The following is an 18,155-nucleotide window of genomic DNA, read 5'->3' as shown; positions in this document are numbered from 1 at the left end:
GTGCCGCGCGGCAGCGGTGGGCTGCCGCGCGGCGCACACGCTCGCGCCCGCACGTGAACGGCGGCTGAATTACCCCCGGCGGCAAGCCGTCCGCTTGCCGCCTGGCCGCATTGACCGACACCCGCTCAGGAACGTCTCGTTCCGCACCCTCTGCCCGCCGCCCCGCAGCCCCTCCCGCTCACACCCGGGCGCGCGCACGCCCGGGCGCGCCCCTGCGCGCGTCCTCCCGGTGCCTGTGGGGGTCGTCAAGGCCGCCGCGAGCGCGCCTTGTACGCCGCCTTGCGGGCCTCCTTGGCCGCCTTCCGGTCCGGGTGCAGCCGGCCCATCGCCTCCAGAACCTCCCCGGCCGCCGGGTGCGCCACCCGCCACGCCTGGTCGAAGAAGCCGGTGTGGTGGGCGGTCAGGGCCTCCATCAGCAGCGGCAGTTCCGCCGTCTCCCCGTCCGCGGCCAGCTGCGCCGCGAGCGTGTCGACGGTCAGCCAGTACACCATCGCCCCGTCCGGCGCCGGTACGTCGGCCGCCCCGCGCTCGGCGAGCCACACCCGGGCGAGCCCGCCCAGCTCCGGGTCGTCCAGCACAGCCCGGACCGCCGGCTCCGCCGCCGCTCCGGCCGACGCGAGGGCCTGCTGGCAGCGCAGCCGGCGCAGCGGAGCGCCCTGGTCCGTGCCCCGGGCCGCAGCCAGCAGCTCGGCGACCGCGGCGGGCAGTTCACGCCCGGCCAGCCACACCTCGATCTCGGCCTGGGCCGCCTCCTCGGGGTAGTCGCAGACCACGTCGAGCAGTGCGTCCGCGCCCTTGTCGGCGAGGTCCCCGACGACGGGGGCGGCGATGCCGGCCTCCAGCATGCGCGCGCGGAGCCCGTACAGGCCGAGCGGAGTGAGGCGGACCATCCCGTACCGGGACACCTCCTCCGCGTCGAGCTCGCGCGGGCCGGCCGCGCCGGGCTCCTCGTCGTCGGTCTGCGCCAGCACCGCCTCGTCGACGGGCCGGTACTCGACCAGGCCGATCGGCTCCAACTGCCGGAACTGGTCGTCCAGGCGCATCATCGCGTCCGAGACCTGCTCCAGCATGGCGTCCGTGGGCCGGGACATGCCGTCCGGAACCACCATGGAGGCGGCGAGCACGGGCAGCGGCACGGCGCCGCCCCGGTCGACTCCGCCCTCGGCGACGGTGAGCAGGTAGAGGTTGGCGAGGACCCCGTCGAGGAAGTCGGCCTCCTGCTGCGGGTTCCAGTCGAGCCGGTCGAAGTCGATGGTGCCGCCCTCGTCCAGCGCATCGACGAGGTCGTCCAGTTCGGGCACGGCCGCGTCCGCGAGGACGGCGTCCAGGGCGGACAGCCACAGGTCGAGCACCTCGGCCGGCGCGCCGCCGGCCACCCGCGCCAGGTCCTCGCCCGGCACGGCGCCGCCGAACTCCCCGGCCCCGGCCGCCTCCGGGCGCCCGGGCGCATCCGACCGCCCGCCCTCCCCGTCGGGCCCGCCCGGCCCGTCGGGCTCGGTCAGCTCGACGAGGCCCGTGTCCAGGGCCGCCCGCCACGCCTGGCTCGCGTCCGCGCGGGCGTCCGCGTCGGCGGGGTCGAGGCCGAGTGCGGCGGCGGCCTCGGGCAGCTGCTCCGGGTCGAGTTCGCCGTTGCCGTCGACGCGGGTGGCGGGGCCGACCCAGCGGGCCAGCCGGACGGCGCGGGCGAAGAGAGGGGCGACGAGGGCGTCACGGGCGAGTTCCGCGTCGGAGGGCAGCTGTACCGGCGGGAGGGTGGAGCGCGGCTCTGCGGACATGGGTGGTCTCCTCGCGGACGCGGTGGGTCGGAGGGCCGTCAGCGGCCGTCCGGCGCACCAGAGTAGACGCAATTCGGACGTGTCCGGCGGTCACACCTTTGGTTCATCTCACAGTCAGCCTCCGTATGTCCTGGAGGTCTTGACAACATCCCTGGTCACCCAGGAAATTGACGCGCGTAGACATCCGGGGGACCCCGGGATCCCTGCGGACCACCACGGCCAGCCCGTCAACCACCGCAGATTCCCGGCCATTTCGCACCGCAGTACCGCGTCACCGCACCACGGCATTACGGCACCACGGCACCACGGCACCACGGCACCACCGCTGTACGGCACCACGCAGTACCGCGACCGCCCCCTCCGCTTTCCTCCTCCACACACCGGAGTACCTGACCATGCACTCCTCGCACCCCCGCTCCGCCGCCGTCGCGGCCCTCGTCGCGGGCGCCCTCGCCACCGGCCTGCTCACGGGCACCGCCGACGCGGCCGAAGGCACCGCGTCCGACAGCGCGGTACGCATCCACGACATCCAGGGCACCACCCGGATATCCCCGCTGAACGGCAAGCAGGTCGCCGACGTCGCGGGCATCGTGACGGGTGTGCGCACCTACGGCTCGCGCGGCTTCTGGATGCAGGACCCCGACGCCGACGACAACGCGGCCACCAGCGAGGGCATCTTCGTCTTCACGGGCTCGGCCCCGACCGTCGCCGTCGGCGACGCCGTCAAGGTCTCCGGCCTGGTCGGCGAGTACATCCCCGGCGGCGTCAACTCCGGCAACCAGTCGGTCACCCAGATATCCAAGCCGGCCGTCACCGTGGTCTCCTCGGGCAACGCCCTGCCCGAGGCCGCCGCCGTCAACGAGTACACGGTGCCCGCCGCGTACGCCCCCGCGGGCGACCCGGCCGCCGGCGGCAGCATCAACGGCCTGCCCCTGGACCCCTCGCGCCACGCCCTGGACTTCTACGAGTCCCTGGAGGGCATGAACGTCGCCATCGGCACCTCCCGCGTGGTCGGCGCCACCGCCGCCGAGTACGGCGAGCTGTGGGTCACGGTCAAGGGCTGGGAGAACACCGCCAAGCGCGGCGGTACCCTCTACGGCTCCTACGAGTCCCAGAACACCGGCCGGCTGAAGGTCCAGCAGCTGGCCCCGCTCGCGCAGCAGCCCTTCCCGGTCGCCAACGTCGGCGACAAGCTGACCGGCACCACCGAAGGCCCGCTGGACTTCAACCAGTTCGGCGGCTACACCCTGGTGGCCCGCACCCTGGGCACCCTCGCCAAGGGCACCATCGCCCCCGAGAGGACCAAGGCGCAGGCGCCGGGCGAGCTCGCGGTGGCCACGTACAACGTCGAGAACCTCGACCCGACCGACCCGCAGGAGAAGTTCGACGCGCTCGGGAAGGCGGTCGTGGAGAACCTGGCCTCGCCCGACATCCTGGCCCTGGAGGAGATCCAGGACGACAACGGCGCCAAGAACGACGGCACGGTGTCCGCGGAGCAGACCCTGGCCAAGTTCACGGCGGCGATCGCGGCCGCGGGCGGCCCGGCCTACCAGTGGCGCACCGTCAACCCGTCGAACAACCAGGACGGCGGCGAGCCCGGCGGCAACATCCGCCAGGTGTTCCTGTTCAACCCCGCCCGGGTCTCCTTCACCGACCGCGCCGCCGGCGACGCCACCACCGCGACCGGCGTGACGACGGAGCAGGGCCGCGCGGCCCTCACCCACTCCCCGGGCCGCATCGACCCGGCGAACCCCGCGTGGAAGGACAGCCGCAAGCCGCTGGCCGGCGAGTTCGTCTTCCGCGGCCGCCCGGTCTTCGTGATCGCCAACCACTTCGGTTCGAAGGGCGGCGACGAGGCCCTGACCTCCCACCACCAGCCGCCGGCGCGCCCCTCCGAGGCCAAGCGCCTGCAGCAGGCGCAGGCCGTGAACGCCTTCGTCAAGGAGCTCCTGGCGGTCGACAAGAACGCCAAGGTCCTCGCCCTCGGCGACATCAACGACTTCGAGTTCTCGGGCACGACGAAGGCACTGGAGGACGGCGGCGCGCTGTACTCGGCCATCAAGTCGCTGCCGAAGTCGGAGCGCTACTCGTACGTCTTCCAGGGCAACGCCCAGGTGCTGGACCAGATCCTGGTCAGCCCGGCGGTCAGGGGCTACACGTACGACAGCGTGCACATCAACGCGGAGTTCTCGGCGCAGAACAGCGACCACGACCCGCAGGTGCTGCGCTTCCGCCCGTAACACACGGCACCGCCCGCACCGCAGCCCCGTGGGACCTCCCCGCGGGGCTGCGGCCTCCCGGTCCGCAGGGGGCCCGGCCGCCGTCCCGGCCGGGCCCCCTGCCACACTTCCGGCCATGATCTTCCGCGAAGCCATCCGCCGGGACCTGCCCGCCGTACTCGCCCTGCTGGACGACAACGGCGCCGGGCGGGCCGAGGTCACCGAGGCCCACGAGCGGGCCTTCGCCGCCATCGCGGCGGACACCCGCAACGAGATGCTGGTCCTCGCCGACGGGGACGAACTGGTGGGCTGCCTCCAGCTGACGTACATACCCGGCCTCGGGCAGGGCGGCCGCGAGCGGGCGCTGGTGGAGGCGGTACGGATCCGCGCGGACCGGCGCGGCGGCGGCCTCGGCGCCGAGCTGATGCGGCTCGCGGTGGAGCGGGCCCGCGGGCGCGGCTGCGGGCTGGTCCAGCTGACCAGCAACAAGCGGCGCGGCGCCGCCCACCGGTTCTACGAGCGGCTCGGCTTCGCACGCAGCCACGAGGGCTTCAAGCTGCACCTGGAGCCGTGAGCGCCGGCGCCGGCAGGGCGGGGAGCGGCAGCCCGGCGGTTGTGGAGCCGGGAAAAGGGGCACTCCGGGAAAGTCGGGGACTTTCACACCTGGCGTGACGCTCGCCACATCCCGGCCCCTCCGGCCCGGGTTGTGGTGTTGAGTGTGTCCACGCCCGGTCTTGCCCTGCTCGTCGCCCGGAGGTCCGCGTGCTCCCCTCGATCTCCCCCGCCCAGGAAATCGGCCTCGCTGTCCTGCTCGTGGCCGTCCTCCTGTGGCTGGCCGGCTTCGGCCGCATGCTGTGGGGCCCCCGCTTCCACCGCCACCCGGAGCCCGAGCCCCGCGCCGGCTTCGCCGGGCTCGCCGCGATCCCCGCCCAGCGCCGCCCGGAGGCGCACCCGATGGAGTCGGTCGAGCTGACCGAGGCGGAGGAGGAGGCCTTCCGGAGCCTGGTCCGCTCGATCCGCACCCTCCCCCAGCACTGACCCCGGCCTTGAACCGGCACTGACCCGCCGCCCCGGCGCCGGCCACCGGGCTTCCGCCCGGCCGGCCCCCGAAAACGCGCGCGGCCGGTGTGCGCTCCCCCGCTCGGGGAGGGAGCACACACCGGCCGGGCCGACCCGCCGGGGGATCAGTTGTGGCTGTGCAGGACGTCGTTCAGGCCGCCCCAGACCGCGTTGTTCGGGCGGGCCTCGACGGCGCCGGTGACCGAGTTGCGGCGGAAGAGGATGTTGTTGGCGCCCGAGAGGGTCAGCGCCTTGACGATCTCGCCGTCCGGCAGGGTGACGCGGGTGCCCGCGGTGAGGTAGAGGCCGGCCTCGACGACGCACTCGTCGCCGAGCGCGATACCGATGCCCGCCTCCGCGCCGATCAGGCAGCGCTCGCCGACCGAGATGATCTGCTTGCCGCCGCCGGACAGGGTGCCCATGGTGGAGGCGCCGCCGCCGATGTCGGAGCCGTCGCCGATGACGACGCCCGCGGAGATGCGGCCCTCGACCATGGAGGTGCCGAGCGTGCCGGCGTTGAAGTTGACGAAGCCCTCGTGCATGACGGTGGTGCCCTCGGCGAGGTGCGCGCCGAGGCGGACCCGGTCCGCGTCGGCGATGCGCACGCCCTTGGGGGCGACGTAGTCGGTCATCCGCGGGAACTTGTCGATCGAGGTGACCTGGAGGTGCAGGCCCTCGGCGCGCGCGTTCAGGCGCACGGTCTCGACCTGGTCCACGGCGACCGGGCCGAGGGAGGTCCAGGCGACGTTGGCGAGCAGCCCGAAGACGCCGTCCAGGTTCTGGCCGTGCGGCTTGACCAGGCGGTGGCTGAGCAGGTGCAGGCGCAGGTACGCGTCGTGCGCGTCCTGCGGCTTGTCCTCCAGGGAGGCGATCACGGTGCGGACGGCCACGACCTCGACACCGCGCACCTCGTCCTTGCGGATCGCCTTGGCCGCGGCGGCGCCCAGCAGTTCCACGGCCTGCTCGGCGGTGAGGCGCTCGGTGCCGGCCGGGCCGGGCTCGGCGACCAGCTCGGGGGCGGGGAACCAGGTGTCGAGGACGGTGCCGTCGGCGGCGAGGGTGGCGAGTCCGGCGGCGGCGGCGCCGGTGGTACGGGTAGCAGTCATACGGGAAACCTAACCGGCCACGGCCCGAGGTTGCGAACCGGTCTCAGGTGCCGGGCGCAGCCCGTGTCGCACCGGGCGCCGGGCCGCGTACAGCACCGCGGCGCCCGCCCCGCCGGCCAGTACCGCGCACAGCGGCCACAGCAGCCCGGGCGCGGCCGCGTACAGGGCCCCGCCGAGCGGCGGCCCGAGGACGACGCCGCTGACGGAGACCCCCGCGTACAGGCTCTGGAACCGGCCGACGGCGTGCTCGGGCGCCTGGTCGGCGACGTAGGCGGTGGCCGTGGTCTTGTAGAGGATCTCGCCGAGGCTCAGCAGCACGATCATCGAGGCCGCGGTCCCGGCTCCGGCTCCGGGGAGCAGCGCCGCGTACCCGGCTCCCACCAGCAGCAGCCCGGCCCCGATGACGGGCAGCGGCGGCCGGGCGCGCAGGGCGACGGCGGCGGGCAGTTCCAGGAGCAGGATGACGGCGCCGTTGAGGGCGATCACGAAGCCGAAGTCCCGGGTGTCGAGGCCGTGGTCGGCGAGGAAGACGGGGAAGGTGCCGTACTGCTGGCGGTAGACGAGGTCGGTCACCAGGATCGCGCCGAGGAGGACGAGTACGGCGGGCCGGGCGCGGAGCTCCGCCCACAGGCTGCGGCCGGGCGCCCCGTCGGGGGCGGCGGGGGTGCGGGCGGCGGCGCCGCGGGCGGGGACGACCCGCGCGGTCCACAGGGCGAAGAGCAGGGTGCCGAGGCCGTCGGCGACGAAGAGCCAGTCGTACGAGAGTCCGGTCGCGATCAGCGCGCCCAGCGGCGGGCCGAGGGTGAAGCCGCCGTTGGAGACGCAGCGTACGACGGCGAAGGCCTGGCGGCGGGCGCCCTCGGGGACGGTCACCGCGACCAGCGCCGAGTTCGCGGCCCGGACCACGCCGGAGGCGTACTGGGCGAGTGGCAGGGCGGCGTACAGCCCGGGCGCGGGCAGCAGCGGGAAGGCCATGAGGGTGAGGCCGCCGAGGGTGGAGGCGGCGAGCAGGACGCGGCGGTGGCCGAAGCGGTCGCCGTACCAGCCGCCGGTGAAGTTCCCGGCGACGAGGCCGATGCCGCCGATGCCGGTGACCAGGCCCGCCTGGGCGGTGCCGAGGCCGCGGGGGCCGGTCAGGTAGAGGAAGACGAAGACGAAGGTGAAGCTGACGACGGCGTTGACGAACACTCCGCCCGCCAGCAGCCACACCACTCTGGGCACGTCTCTGAGTCCTTGCACCATGCCGTTCCGCTCCCCCCGTGGGATTCAGCGAGTGATCAGTTAGTTCCTTTTGGGAACGGACTATGTCAGCATGACAGCCTTGGGTCAACGGACGAAGGAGTGCCCATGGCCCAGCGCACGCACCTCGGCGACGCGGACTGCTCGATCGCCCAGGCCCTCGACGTCGTGGGCGACTGGTGGACGCTGCTGATCGTGCGGGACGCCGCGCGCGGGCTGCACCGCTTCGAGGAGTTCCAGCGCGAGCTGGGGGTGTCCCGGAAGGTGCTGGCCGAGCGGCTGAAACTGCTGGTCGAGGCCGGGGTGCTGACGCGTGAGCCGTACCAGGAGCGCCCGGTGCGGCACGAGTACCGGCTGACCCCGCGCGGGCGGGGACTGCTGCCGGTCCTGGTGGCCCTCCAGGACTGGGGTGACGCGTGGGTCCTGGGAGAGGGAGAGATGACGGCGACGACGCAAGAGGCCTCGCGGGAAGCGGAGCGGGTGCACGGGCTGCGCGGGCGGCGCGTACCGGAGCTCCTGCTGCCGGACCGGTTCGGCGAGCTCCGCGACCCGGTCGCGGCCGACACCCCGTTCACGGTCCTGTACTGCTTCCCCGGCGCGTACGCCCGGGCCGAGTCCTATCCGCCCGGCTGGGCCGGGATCCCGGGCGCGAAGGGCTGCACGCTGGAGTCGTGCACGTACCGCGACCAGCTCGCGGAGTTCACGGCGGCGGGGGCGACGGTCCACGGGGTCTCGACCCAGCGGCCCGACGAGCAGCGCGCGTTCGCGGAGGCCGAGCGGCTGCGCTTCCCGCTCCTCTCCGACGCGGACCTGGGACTGACGGCCGCCCTGCGGCTGCCGACGTTCCGCGCGGCGGGGGTGAGCCGGATCAAGCGGCTGACCCTGGTGCTGGACCGGGACCGGACGGTGCGCGAGGCGATCTACCCGATCCGCGACATCGAGGCGGGCGTGACCGCGGCCCTGGCGGCGGTCCGCGCCCTGTCCTGACGACCGCCCGATCCCGACTGCCCGCGGCCGCCGCGCCCCGCCGCCGCCCGGCCGTCCGTCCCCCGCCGTCCGTGCCCGGCCGCCCGCCCCCCGCCGTCAGCCCTCGGCCTCAGGCCTCGGCCGTCAGCCCTCGACCGGGCGCAGGATGCGGGCCAGCACCTCGCGCGCGTACGCCTCGTCGTACCGGCCGTCCGTCAGGAGCACCTGGAGGCTGATCCCGTCCATGGCCGCCACCAGCGCCCGGGCCGTCACCGGGTCCGTCCGCGTCGACAGGGCCGCGGCGACGGACTCGCACCACTGGGCGGCGACGGGGCGCAGCGCGGGGCGGCGCAGCGCCGCGAGGTAGAGCTCGTACTCCAGCTCCGCGCGCCCCCGGTCCCCCTCGAGGAACTCGCCGAGCAGCCGGGCCAGCGCACCGGGCAGGTCGGCATCGGCGTCGGCCAGCGCCGGGGAGGCGGCGACGGCCTCCTCGAAGGCCGCGTTGGCCTGGGACAGGGCCGCGACCAGCAGGTCGTCCAGCGTGCGGAAGTGGTACGTGGTCGAGCCCAGCGGCACGTCCGCCTCCGCGGCCACCGTGCGGTGGCTCAGCCCGGCGATGCCCTTGGCGCCGACCACGCGGATCGCCGCGTCGATGATCCGCTGCCGCCGCTCGGGGTCGTACCGGCGGACGGCTCCGGCCGCCATCAGTGCGCCCCGCCCAGGTTGACGAGCACCACCCCGGCGATGATCAGCGCGATGCCGGCGAGCTTCGCCGCGGTCGCGGCCTCGCCCAGGAACACCATGCCGATGGCGGCGATGGCGGCGGTGCCGACGCCGGCCCATATGGCGTAGGCCGTGCCCACCGACATCGACTTCAGCGTCTGCGCGAGCAGCGTGAAGGCGATGAGGTACCCCGCCACCGTGCCCAGCGAGGGCCACAGCTTGGTGAACCCGTCGCTGAACTTCATGGTGGTGGTCCCGGCGACCTCGGCGGCGATGGCGGCGGCAAGCAGTACGTAGGGCATGTGTACGACAGTACACAACGTTGTGGACGGCCGTACACATACCCCGGCCGCCGGTACACATGCCCCGGCCGCCGGTGACCGGCCTCGGGCCGGCCCGGCGTGAACCGGGCCGCGCGGGCCTTCCACTCCGGGTGCGCGCCGCGCCTCCGCCGCACGAACGGCGAGGGCCCCCGGCACGGACGTGCCGGGGGCCCTCGAAGTCCCGCTCCGCGGTGTGCGGAAGGTGGTGTCAGACGTTGAAGCCGAGCGCGCGCAGCTGCTCACGGCCGTCGTCCGTGATCTTGTCCGGACCCCACGGCGGCATCCAGACCCAGTTGATGCGCAGTTCGTTGACGATGCCCTCCGTCGCCGACTTCGCCTGGTCCTCGATGACGTCCGTCAGCGGGCAGGCCGCCGAGGTCAGCGTCATGTCGAGGGTGGCGATGTTGGCGTCGTCGATGTGGATGCCGTAGATCAGGCCCAGGTTGACGACGTCGATGCCCAGCTCGGGGTCGACCACGTCGTAGAGGGCCTCGCGGACCTCCTCCTCGGTGGCCGGCTTGATCGACGCCTCGGGCGTCGCGTTCTCGGTCATGCCGTCTTCCTCTCCGCGCCGCCCAGCACCTGGGCGGTCGCGTCCTTCCACGCCATCCAGCTCAGCAGAGCACACTTGACACGCGCGGGGTACTTGGAGACGCCGGCGAACGCGACCGCGTCCTCCAGCACCTCCTCCATCTCCTCGTCCGGCTCGATCTTGCCCTTGGACTGCATCAGCTCCAGGAACGTGGCCTGGATCCGCTGCGCCTCGGACAGCTGCTTGCCGACGAGCAGCTCGTTCAGCACGGACGCGCTGGCCTGGCTGATCGAGCAGCCCTGGCCCTCGTACGAGACGTCGGTGAGCGTCTCGCCGTCGTACTTCACACGCAGCGTGATCTCGTCGCCACACGTCGGATTGACGTGGTGCACCTCGGCGTCGCCCTCGCGCAGGCCACGCCCGTGCGGGTGCTTGTAGTGGTCCAGGATGAGCTCCTGGTACATCGAATCCAGCTTCACAGCGTCCTCGTCCTCGTGGCCCTGGTCAGGCGAAGAAGTTCCGTACGTGCTCCAGCCCGTCGATCAGCGCGTCGACATCGGCCGGAGAGGAGTACAGGTAGAAAGACGCTCGCGTCGTCGCCGGAATTCCGTAGCGCAGGCAGACCGGGCGCGCGCAGTGGTGTCCCACGCGGACCGCGATGCCCTGTTCGTCCAGCACCTGGCCGACGTCGTGCGGGTGGATGTCGCCGAGTACGAAGGAGATCGCGGCGCCGCGGTCCTCGGCCGTGGTGGGGCCGATGATCCGCAGGTCGGGCACCTCGGCGAGGCGCTTGATCGCGTACTCGGTGATCGCGTGCTCGTGCGCGGCGATCTTGTCCATGCCGATCGCGGACAGGTAGTCCACCGCCGCGCCGAGGCCGACGGCCTGGGCGATCGGGGGTGTACCCGCCTCGAACTTGTGGGGTGCCGGGGCGTACGTCGAGGCGTGCATCGACACGGTCTCGATCATCTCGCCGCCGCCGAGGAACGGAGGCAGGTCCTCCAGGAGCTCCTGGCGGCCCCAGAGGACACCGATGCCGGTCGGGCCGCACATCTTGTGGCCGGTGAAGGCCACGAAGTCGGCGCCGAGCGCCTGCACGTCCAGCGGCATGTGCGGAGCGGCCTGGGAGGCGTCGACCAGCACCAGGGCGCCGACGTCCTGGGCTCGCCGGACGATCGCCTCGACCGGGTTGACGGTGCCCATGATGTTGGAGACCAGCGTGAAGGAGACGATCTTCGTCTTCTCCGTGATGACCTCTTCGATGTTGGACAGGTCGAGCCGGCCCTCGTCGGTGAGGCCGAACCACTTCAGCTTCGCGCCGGTGCGCTGCGAGAGCAGCTGCCACGGCACGATGTTGGAGTGGTGCTCCATCTCCGTGATGGCGATCTCGGTCTCGCGGTCGACCCGGTAGGGCTCGTCCGCCCAGCCGAGCATGTTCGCGACCAGGTTGAGCGACTCCGAGGCGTTCTTGGTGAAGATCACCTCGTCGCGGCTCGGCGCGTTGATGAAGGCGGCGACCTTGTCGCGAGCGCCCTCGTACAGCGCCGTGGCCTCCTCGGCGAGCACGTGCACGCCACGGTGGACGTTGGCGTTGTGCTGCTCGTAGTACTCGTTCAGCGCGTCGAGCACCTGGCGCGGCTTCTGCGAGGTCGCCGCGTTGTCCAGGTAAACGACCTTCTTCCCGTCGTGGACCACACGATCCAGCAGGGGGAAGTCCTTGCGGATCGCCTCGATGTCGAGGAGGCCAGGCAGCTGTGTCACGCGGTCGCGCCACCCTTCACGTACTTGTCGTAACCCTCGGCCTCCAGCTGGTCGGCGAGCTCGGCGCCGCCGGACTCGGCGATGCGGCCGTTCGCGAACACGTGCACGAAGTCGGGCTTGATGTAGCGCAGGATGCGCGTGTAGTGGGTGATCAGCAGGGTGCCGACCTCGCCGGTCTCGCGGACGCGGTTGACGCCCTCGGAGACGATGCGCAGGGCGTCGACGTCGAGGCCGGAGTCGGTCTCGTCGAGGATCGCGATCTTCGGCTTGAGGAGCTCCAGCTGGAGGATCTCGTGCCGCTTCTTCTCACCGCCGGAGAAGCCCTCGTTGACGTTGCGCTCGGCGAAGGCGGGGTCCATCTGGAGACGCTCCATGGCCTCCTTGACCTCCTTCACCCAGGTGCGCAGCTTGGGGGCCTCGCCGCGGACGGCGGTGGCGGAGGTGCGCAGGAAGTTGGAGACCGAGACACCGGGGACCTCGACCGGGTACTGCATGGCGAGGAAGACGCCGGCGCGGGCGCGCTCGTCGACGGACATCTCCAGGACGTCCTCGCCGTCGAGGGTCACCGAGCCACCGGTGATGGTGTACTTCGGGTGGCCGGCGAGCGAGTACGCCAGGGTGGACTTGCCGGAGCCGTTGGGGCCCATGATGGCGTGCGTCTCACCCTGCTTGACGGTGAGGTCGACACCCTTGAGGATCTCGCGGGTGCCACTCGCCGAGTCACCAGTCTCGACGGAGACGTGCAGGTCGTGGATTTCAAGCGTTGCCATGGGTGCCTCAGGACTCCTGGGTGAGGGAGACGAGCACGTCGTCCCCTTCGATCTTTACGGGGTATACGGGAACGGGGCGCGTCGCGGGCAGCCCGGACGGCTTGCCGGTGCGCAGGTCGAAGGCCGATCCGTGCAGCCAGCACTCGATCATGCAGTCCTCGACCTCGCCCTCCGAGAGCGAGACGTTCGCGTGCGAGCAGATGTCGTTGATCGCGTACACCGATCCCTCGGTGGACACGATGGACACCGGCGTGCCGTCGAGTTCCACCCGCTTGGGGGTGTTCTCCTCCAGCTCGCTCAGCGCACAGGCCTTGATGTAGGTCATCAGACGGACGCCTCGAGCTCGGCCTCGATCTTGGCGATGAGGCGCTCCTCGATGTCGCCGACACCGATCTGCTGGACGAGCTCGGCGAAGAAGCCGCGCACGACCAGGCGGCGGGCCTCGTCGGCCGGGATGCCGCGGGCCTGCAGGTAGAACAGCTGCTCGTCGTCGAAGCGGCCGGTCGCGGAGGCGTGGCCGGCGCCGACGATCTCGCCGGTCTCGATCTCGAGGTTCGGCACCGAGTCGACCCGCGCGCCGTCCGTGAGGACGAGGTTGCGGTTCATCTCGTACGTGTCGGTGCCCTCGGCGCTCTTCTCGATCAGGACGTCGCCGATCCAGACGGCGTGGGCGTCCTGGCCCTGGAGCGCACCCTTGTAGACCACGTGGGACTTGCAGTGCGGGGCGTCGTGGGTGACCAGGAGGCGGTGCTCCTGGTGCTGGCCGGCGTCGGTGAAGTACAGGCCGAGCATCTCGGCCTCGCCGCCGGGGCCGGAGTAGCTCACGCGCGGGTGGATGCGGACGAGGTCACCGCCGAAGGTGACGACGACCGACTTGAAGGTGGCGTCGCGGCCGAGCAGGGCGTTGTGCTGGGAGGTGTGGACGGCGGTGTCGTCCCAGTCCTGCACGGACACGAAGGTCACCTTGGCGCCGTCGCCGACGAGGACGTCGACGTTGGCGGCGCGCACGCCGTCACCGGTGTGGTCGATGACGATGATCGCCTCGGCGAACGGCTTGATGTCGAAGACGGTGTGGCCGAAGGTCGTGCCGCCCTCGCCGTGCAGGGCGACGCGGATCGGCTCGGCGAGCACGGTCTCCTTGGGCACGGTGACGACCGTGGCCTTGGCGAACGAGGTGAAGGCCTGGGCGGCGACCCGGTCCACCGGGGTGCCGGCCTTGCCGATGCGCTCGTCACCGCGCTCGACCGTCTCGACGGTGACGCCCTCGGGCGCGTCGATCTGGGCCTTCATGGTTCCGCTGGCCACCGCGGTGCCGTCGTGGAGTCCGCGCAGCCGCCCCAGCGGGGTGAAGCGCCACTCCTCCTCGCGGCCGTGGGGGATGGGGAAGTCCGCCACGTCGAAGGACGGCGGGGCGCTCATCCGGGTGGCGACGGTGGACTCGGCGGCCACCGCGATGGAGCCGGCGGTGGTGGAGCCCACCGGGATGTTCTGAGCCTCAGCCATGGCTGTCGTTGTGCTCACTCTCTTAAAAGAACACTGTCTGCGTCAAAGAATGTGCTGGGATCTCGGGCGGCCGGGACTATCCGACCGAGCCCTCCATCTGCAGCTCGATCAGCCGGTTGAGCTCCAGCGCGTACTCCATCGGCAGCTCCTTGGCGATCGGCTCGACGAAGCCGCGCACGATCATCGCCATGGCCTCGAACTCGGTCAGGCCGCGGGCCATCAGGTAGAAGAGCTGGTCCTCGGAGACCTTGGAGACGGTCGCCTCGTGGCCCATCGTCACGTCGTCCTCGCGGACGTCGACGTACGGGTAGGTGTCGGAGCGGGAGATGGTGTCGACGAGCAGGGCGTCGCACAGGACGTTGCTCTTCGACCCGGCGGCACCCTCGCCGATCTCGACCAGGCCGCGGTAGGAGGTGCGGCCGCCGCCTCGCGCCACCGACTTGGAGACGATGTTCGAGGAGGTGTTCGGCGCCATGTGGACCATCTTGGAGCCGGCGTCCTGGTGCTGGCCCTCGCCCGCGAAGGCGATGGACAGGGTCTCGCCCTTGGCGTGCTCGCCCATCAGGTAGACGGCCGGGTACTTCATGGTGACCTTGGAGCCGATGTTGCCGTCGATCCACTCCATGGTCGCGCCCTCGTACGCCACGGCGCGCTTGGTGACCAGGTTGTAGACGTTGTTCGACCAGTTCTGGATGGTCGTGTAGCGGCAGCGGCCGCCCTTCTTCACGATGATCTCGACGACCGCGCTGTGCAGCGAGTCGGAGGAGTAGATCGGGGCGGTGCAGCCCTCGACGTAGTGGACGTAGGCGTCCTCATCGACGATGATCAGCGTCCGCTCGAACTGGCCCATGTTCTCCGTGTTGATGCGGAAGTAGGCCTGGAGCGGGATCTCGACGTGCACGCCCTTCGGCACGTAGATGAAGGAGCCGCCCGACCACACGGCGGTGTTCAGCGAGGCGAACTTGTTGTCGCCGACCGGGATGACCGTGCCGAAGTACTCCTTGAAGAGCTCCTCGTGCTCCTTCAGCGCGGTGTCGGTGTCGACGAAGATGACGCCCTGCTCCTCCAGGTCCTCGCGGATCTGGTGGTAGACGACCTCGGACTCGTACTGGGCCGCGACACCGGCGACGAGGCGCTGCTTCTCCGCCTCCGGGATGCCGAGCTTGTCGTACGTGTTCTTGATGTCCTCGGGCAGTTCCTCCCAGGAAGCGGCCTGCTTCTCGGTGGAGCGCACGAAGTACTTGATGTTGTCGAAGTCGATGCCGGACAGGTCGGAGCCCCAGGTCGGCATGGGCTTCTTGTCGAAGAGCTTCAGACCCTTGAGGCGGAGCTTCAGCATCCACTCGGGCTCGTTCTTCTTCGCCGAGATGTCCCGGACGACCTCTTCCGACAGGCCTCGCTTGGCCGCCGCGCCCGCCTCGTCGGAGTCGGCCCAGCCGTACTCGTAGTTGCCCAGACCCTCGAGCTCAGGGTGAGCAGTCTCCGTGGTCATGCGGGGTTCCTCCCGGCCGTGCTTGCAGATGCTGATGTGTTGGACTGTGCTGTGCCCGCGCCACGCGGGATGAAGGTGGTGCACACCCCGTCGCCGTGGGCGATCGTGGCGAGGCGCTGCACATGGGTCCCGAGCAGACGGGAGAAGACCTCGGTCTCCGCCTCGCAGAGCTGCGGGAACTGCTCGGCTACGTGGGCCACCGGGCAGTGGTGCTGGCAGAGCTGTTCACCGCTGTGCGGACCGGGAGCGCTCTTCGCCGTGGCAGCGTACCCGTCCGCGGTCAACGCCTTGGCAAGGGCCCCGGCGCGGTCCACGGGGGCGGCTGCGTCGACCGCCGTGCGGTATGCCTCGGCCTGGGCCTCCATCCGCGCCCTGGCGAAGGCCGCCACGGCCGCCTCGCCCTTCTCGCCTCCGCCGGCGGTCTGCGCGATCCAGCGCATCGCGTCCGCGGCGAGCGAGTCGTAGGACTGGTCGAAGGCGTCGCGGCCGCAGTCGGTGAGCGCGAAGACCTTGGCCGGCCGGCCTCGGGTGCGCGTGCCGTACACCCGCTGCTCACGGGCCTCGACCACGTCGTCGGCGACGAGGGTGTCGAGGTGGCGGCGGACGGCGGCCTGGGTGAGGCCGAGACGCGCGGCGAGGTCGGCGACGGTGGACGGACCGTGGTCCAGGATGGACCGCGCGACCCGGTTGCGGGTTGACCGCTCCCCGGTAGCGAGTTCCCCCTGGGGGGTCTCGATCAGCCGTTCGCCGTATTTCACAACGCCATTGTTGCGTAATTACCGGAGGGCCGACAAGCCGTGACGGACACCACCCCTGGTGTCCTCCATCACTAAGGGTTACCTAACCTGTCTACGGAGAGTGAGGGAAAGGCCCGGGTCCGAGGGCCTGGCCAGCAGCGATGCACCGGGCGGGGGAACCCTGCCCCGTGGCCCCCGACCGCCCGTACCGCTCCGTAGACTCACCCGCATGCGCAACGACCCCGCCGTGGAGATCCGCGGACTGGTGAAACGGTACGGCCCCAAGACGGCGGTGGACGGTCTCGACCTCACCGTCCCCAGGGGCGCGGTCACCGCCGTCCTCGGCCCCAACGGCGCGGGCAAGACGACCACCGTCGAAACCTGCGAGGGGTACCTGCGCCCCGACGCCGGGACCGTGCGCGTCCTCGGCCTCGACCCGGTCGCCCAGGCCGCGGCCCTGCGCCCGCGGGTCGGCGTCATGCTCCAGTCCGGCGGCGTCTACTCCGGGGCCCGCGCCGTCGAGATGCTGCGCCACATGGCCCGGCTGTACGCCGACCCGCTCGACGTGGGCAGCCTGGTGGAGCGGCTCGGGCTGGGCGGCTGCGGCCGCACCCCCTACCGCCGGCTCTCCGGCGGCCAGCAGCAGCGCCTGTCGCTGGCCATGGCCGTGGTGGGCCGCCCGGAGCTGGTCTTCCTGGACGAGCCGACCGCGGGCCTGGACCCGCAGGCCCGCCGCGCCACCTGGGACCTCGTACGGGAGCTGCGCGCCGACGGGGTCGGCATCGTCCTCACCACCCACCACATGGACGAGGCCGAGCAGCTCGCCGACGAGGTGGCCGTCGTCGACGCCGGGAAGGTCATCGCCCACGGCAGCCCCGAGCAGCTGTGCCGCGGCGGCGCCGAGAACACCCTGCGCTTCACCGGCCGCCCCTCCCTGGACCTCGCCTCCCTGCTCAAGGCGCTGCCCGACGGCACCGAGGCCGCCGAGCTCACCCCGGGCGTCTACCGGGTCACCGGCGACGTCGACCCGCAGATGCTGGCCACCGTCACCTCCTGGTGCGCCCAGCACGGGGTCATGCCGGACACCCTCTCGGTGGAGCGGCACACCCTCGAAGACGTCTTCCTGGAGCTCACCGGTAAGGAGCTGCGCGCATGAGCGCCGGTACGTTCGCCCCGCGCCCGGGGGCCGCGCCCGTGTCCCGCATGATCCTCGCCCAGACGGCGCTGGAGACCCGGATGCTGCTGCGCAACGGGGAGCAGCTGCTGCTGACCGTGATCATCCCGGCGCTGCTGCTGACGCTGTTCTCGGTGGTCGACATCGTCGCCGTGCCGGTTCGAGAAGGGGGGTCCGGGAAGTCCGTGGACTTCCTGGCCCCGGGCGTGCTCGCGCTCGCCGTGATGTCCACCGCCTTCACCGGGCAGGCCATCGCCACCGGCTTCGACCGGCGCTACGGGGTGCTCAAGCGGCTCGGCGCCTCACCACTGCCCCGCTGGGCGCTGATGGCCGCCAAGACGCTGTCCGTGCTGGTCACGGAGGTGCTCCAGGTCGCACTGCTGACAGTGATCGCGCTGGCCCTGGGCTGGTCCCCGCAGGGGAACCCGCTGTCCGCGGCGCTGCTGCTCCTGCTGGGCACGGCCGCCTTCTCCGGGCTCGGGCTGCTGATGGCGGGCACGCTCAGGGCGGAGGTCACGCTGGCCGCGGCGAATCTGGTGTTCCTGCTGCTGCTGGTGGGCGGCGGGGTGATCGTGCCGCTGGAGAAGTTCCCCGGCGCGGCCCAGGCGGTGCTCGGGCTGCTGCCGATCTCGGCGCTGTCGGACGGGCTGCGCGAGGTGCTCCAGCACGGGGCCCCGCTGCCCTGGGCCGACGTCGCCGTGCTGGCCGGGTGGGCCGTCCTCGGCCTCGGCGCCGCCGGGAAGCTGTTCCGCTGGGAGTGAATCCCGGCTCCCGGA

General features: G+C 71.9%; 19 protein-coding genes. 6 read left to right on the top strand and 13 right to left on the bottom strand.

Translation table 11 applies throughout. From position 1 onward, the window contains the following. Positions 1-245 precede the first annotated feature (245 nt). A complete protein-coding gene (locus tag AC068A_RS19770; protein WP_478586541.1) occupies positions 246-1,775 on the bottom strand; it encodes a hypothetical protein in 1,530 nt (509 codons plus the stop codon). Positions 1,776-2,170: 395 nt separating this feature from the next. Between AC068A_RS19770 and AC068A_RS19765 the strand changes: the two genes are divergently transcribed. From AC068A_RS19765 to AC068A_RS19755, 3 genes are all read left to right on the top strand, one after another. Beyond that, positions 2,171-4,015, top strand: a complete 1,845-nt coding sequence (locus tag AC068A_RS19765) for an endonuclease/exonuclease/phosphatase family protein (protein ID WP_478586539.1) — start codon at positions 2,171-2,173, stop codon at positions 4,013-4,015. Positions 4,016-4,130: 115 nt separating this feature from the next. Next, positions 4,131-4,568 carry a GNAT family N-acetyltransferase gene (locus tag AC068A_RS19760; protein ID WP_478586537.1) on the top strand — a complete coding sequence of 146 codons (438 nt, stop codon included), beginning with the start codon at positions 4,131-4,133 and terminating at the stop codon, positions 4,566-4,568. A gap of 188 nt (positions 4,569-4,756) precedes the next feature. Next, positions 4,757-5,032 (top strand): hypothetical protein, encoded by a 276-nt coding sequence (locus AC068A_RS19755; RefSeq protein ID WP_478586535.1) that lies wholly within the window; start codon positions 4,757-4,759, stop codon positions 5,030-5,032. 146 nt (positions 5,033-5,178) lie between these two features. On the opposite strand, the gene dapD is transcribed toward AC068A_RS19755, so the two are convergent. Both dapD and AC068A_RS19745 read right to left on the bottom strand, forming a co-directional pair. After that, positions 5,179-6,159 carry a 2,3,4,5-tetrahydropyridine-2,6-dicarboxylate N-succinyltransferase gene (gene dapD, locus AC068A_RS19750; RefSeq protein ID WP_478586533.1) on the bottom strand — a complete coding sequence of 327 codons (981 nt, stop codon included), beginning with the start codon at positions 6,157-6,159 and terminating at the stop codon, positions 5,179-5,181. Positions 6,160-6,168: 9 nt separating this feature from the next. Further along, the gene (locus AC068A_RS19745) at positions 6,169-7,401 is read right to left on the bottom strand and encodes an MFS transporter (protein WP_478586531.1); all 1,233 of its coding nucleotides are present in this window, start codon (positions 7,399-7,401) and stop codon (positions 6,169-6,171) included. Positions 7,402-7,506: 105 nt separating this feature from the next. On the opposite strand from AC068A_RS19745, the gene AC068A_RS19740 reads away from it, so the two are divergent. Further along, positions 7,507-8,385 carry a winged helix-turn-helix transcriptional regulator gene (locus tag AC068A_RS19740; RefSeq protein ID WP_478586529.1) on the top strand — a complete coding sequence of 293 codons (879 nt, stop codon included), beginning with the start codon at positions 7,507-7,509 and terminating at the stop codon, positions 8,383-8,385. 123 nt (positions 8,386-8,508) lie between these two features. Here the strand turns inward: AC068A_RS19740 and AC068A_RS19735 are convergent, their stop codons facing one another. From AC068A_RS19735 to AC068A_RS19690, 10 genes are all read right to left on the bottom strand, one after another. Continuing rightward, positions 8,509-9,069, bottom strand: coding sequence for a TetR/AcrR family transcriptional regulator (locus AC068A_RS19735; protein WP_478586527.1), 561 nt, complete (start codon positions 9,067-9,069; stop codon positions 8,509-8,511). After that, a complete protein-coding gene (locus AC068A_RS19730) occupies positions 9,069-9,389 on the bottom strand; it encodes a DMT family transporter (protein ID WP_478586525.1) in 321 nt (106 codons plus the stop codon). Before AC068A_RS19730 ends, AC068A_RS19735 begins: the two co-directional genes overlap by 1 nt. Positions 9,390-9,618: 229 nt before the next feature. Continuing rightward, positions 9,619-9,963, bottom strand: coding sequence for a metal-sulfur cluster assembly factor (locus tag AC068A_RS19725; RefSeq protein WP_007263433.1), 345 nt, complete (start codon positions 9,961-9,963; stop codon positions 9,619-9,621). Further along, the gene (gene sufU, locus AC068A_RS19720; RefSeq protein WP_361087774.1) at positions 9,960-10,421 is read right to left on the bottom strand and encodes a Fe-S cluster assembly sulfur transfer protein SufU; all 462 of its coding nucleotides are present in this window, start codon (positions 10,419-10,421) and stop codon (positions 9,960-9,962) included. Before sufU ends, AC068A_RS19725 begins: the two co-directional genes overlap by 4 nt. 25 nt (positions 10,422-10,446) lie before the next feature. After that, positions 10,447-11,703 (bottom strand): cysteine desulfurase, encoded by a 1,257-nt coding sequence (locus AC068A_RS19715; RefSeq protein WP_478586523.1) that lies wholly within the window; start codon positions 11,701-11,703, stop codon positions 10,447-10,449. After that, positions 11,700-12,473, bottom strand: coding sequence for a Fe-S cluster assembly ATPase SufC (gene sufC, locus AC068A_RS19710; protein ID WP_478586521.1), 774 nt, complete (start codon positions 12,471-12,473; stop codon positions 11,700-11,702). The genes AC068A_RS19715 and sufC overlap by 4 nt, the downstream gene beginning before the upstream one ends. Positions 12,474-12,480: 7 nt before the next feature. After that, positions 12,481-12,798, bottom strand: coding sequence for a bifunctional 3-phenylpropionate/cinnamic acid dioxygenase ferredoxin subunit (locus AC068A_RS19705; protein WP_478586520.1), 318 nt, complete (start codon positions 12,796-12,798; stop codon positions 12,481-12,483). Next, positions 12,798-13,976: a Fe-S cluster assembly protein SufD gene (gene sufD, locus AC068A_RS19700; protein WP_478586518.1), complete on the bottom strand. Its 1,179-nt coding sequence runs from the start codon at positions 13,974-13,976 to the stop codon at positions 12,798-12,800. The genes AC068A_RS19705 and sufD overlap by 1 nt, the downstream gene beginning before the upstream one ends. Positions 13,977-14,052: 76 nt before the next feature. Next, positions 14,053-15,468 (bottom strand): Fe-S cluster assembly protein SufB, encoded by a 1,416-nt coding sequence (gene sufB, locus AC068A_RS19695; RefSeq protein WP_478586516.1) that lies wholly within the window; start codon positions 15,466-15,468, stop codon positions 14,053-14,055. Further along, complete coding sequence (locus AC068A_RS19690; protein ID WP_478586514.1) at positions 15,465-16,226, bottom strand: helix-turn-helix transcriptional regulator; 762 nt, start codon at positions 16,224-16,226, stop codon at positions 15,465-15,467. The genes sufB and AC068A_RS19690 overlap by 4 nt, the downstream gene beginning before the upstream one ends. A 208-nt stretch (positions 16,227-16,434) precedes the next feature. Between AC068A_RS19690 and AC068A_RS19685 the strand changes: the two genes are divergently transcribed. After that, positions 16,435-17,361: an ABC transporter ATP-binding protein gene (locus AC068A_RS19685; protein WP_478586512.1), complete on the top strand. Its 927-nt coding sequence runs from the start codon at positions 16,435-16,437 to the stop codon at positions 17,359-17,361. Next, positions 17,358-18,140, top strand: coding sequence for an ABC transporter permease (locus AC068A_RS19680; RefSeq protein ID WP_478586510.1), 783 nt, complete (start codon positions 17,358-17,360; stop codon positions 18,138-18,140). Before AC068A_RS19685 ends, AC068A_RS19680 begins: the two co-directional genes overlap by 4 nt. The last annotated feature ends 15 nt before the right edge of the window (positions 18,141-18,155 follow it).

Source organism: Streptomyces sp. NPDC043854 (genome assembly GCF_056436005.1).
Note: the sequence above shows the minus strand (reverse complement) of the source record. Positions and strands in the feature narration are given on the sequence as shown.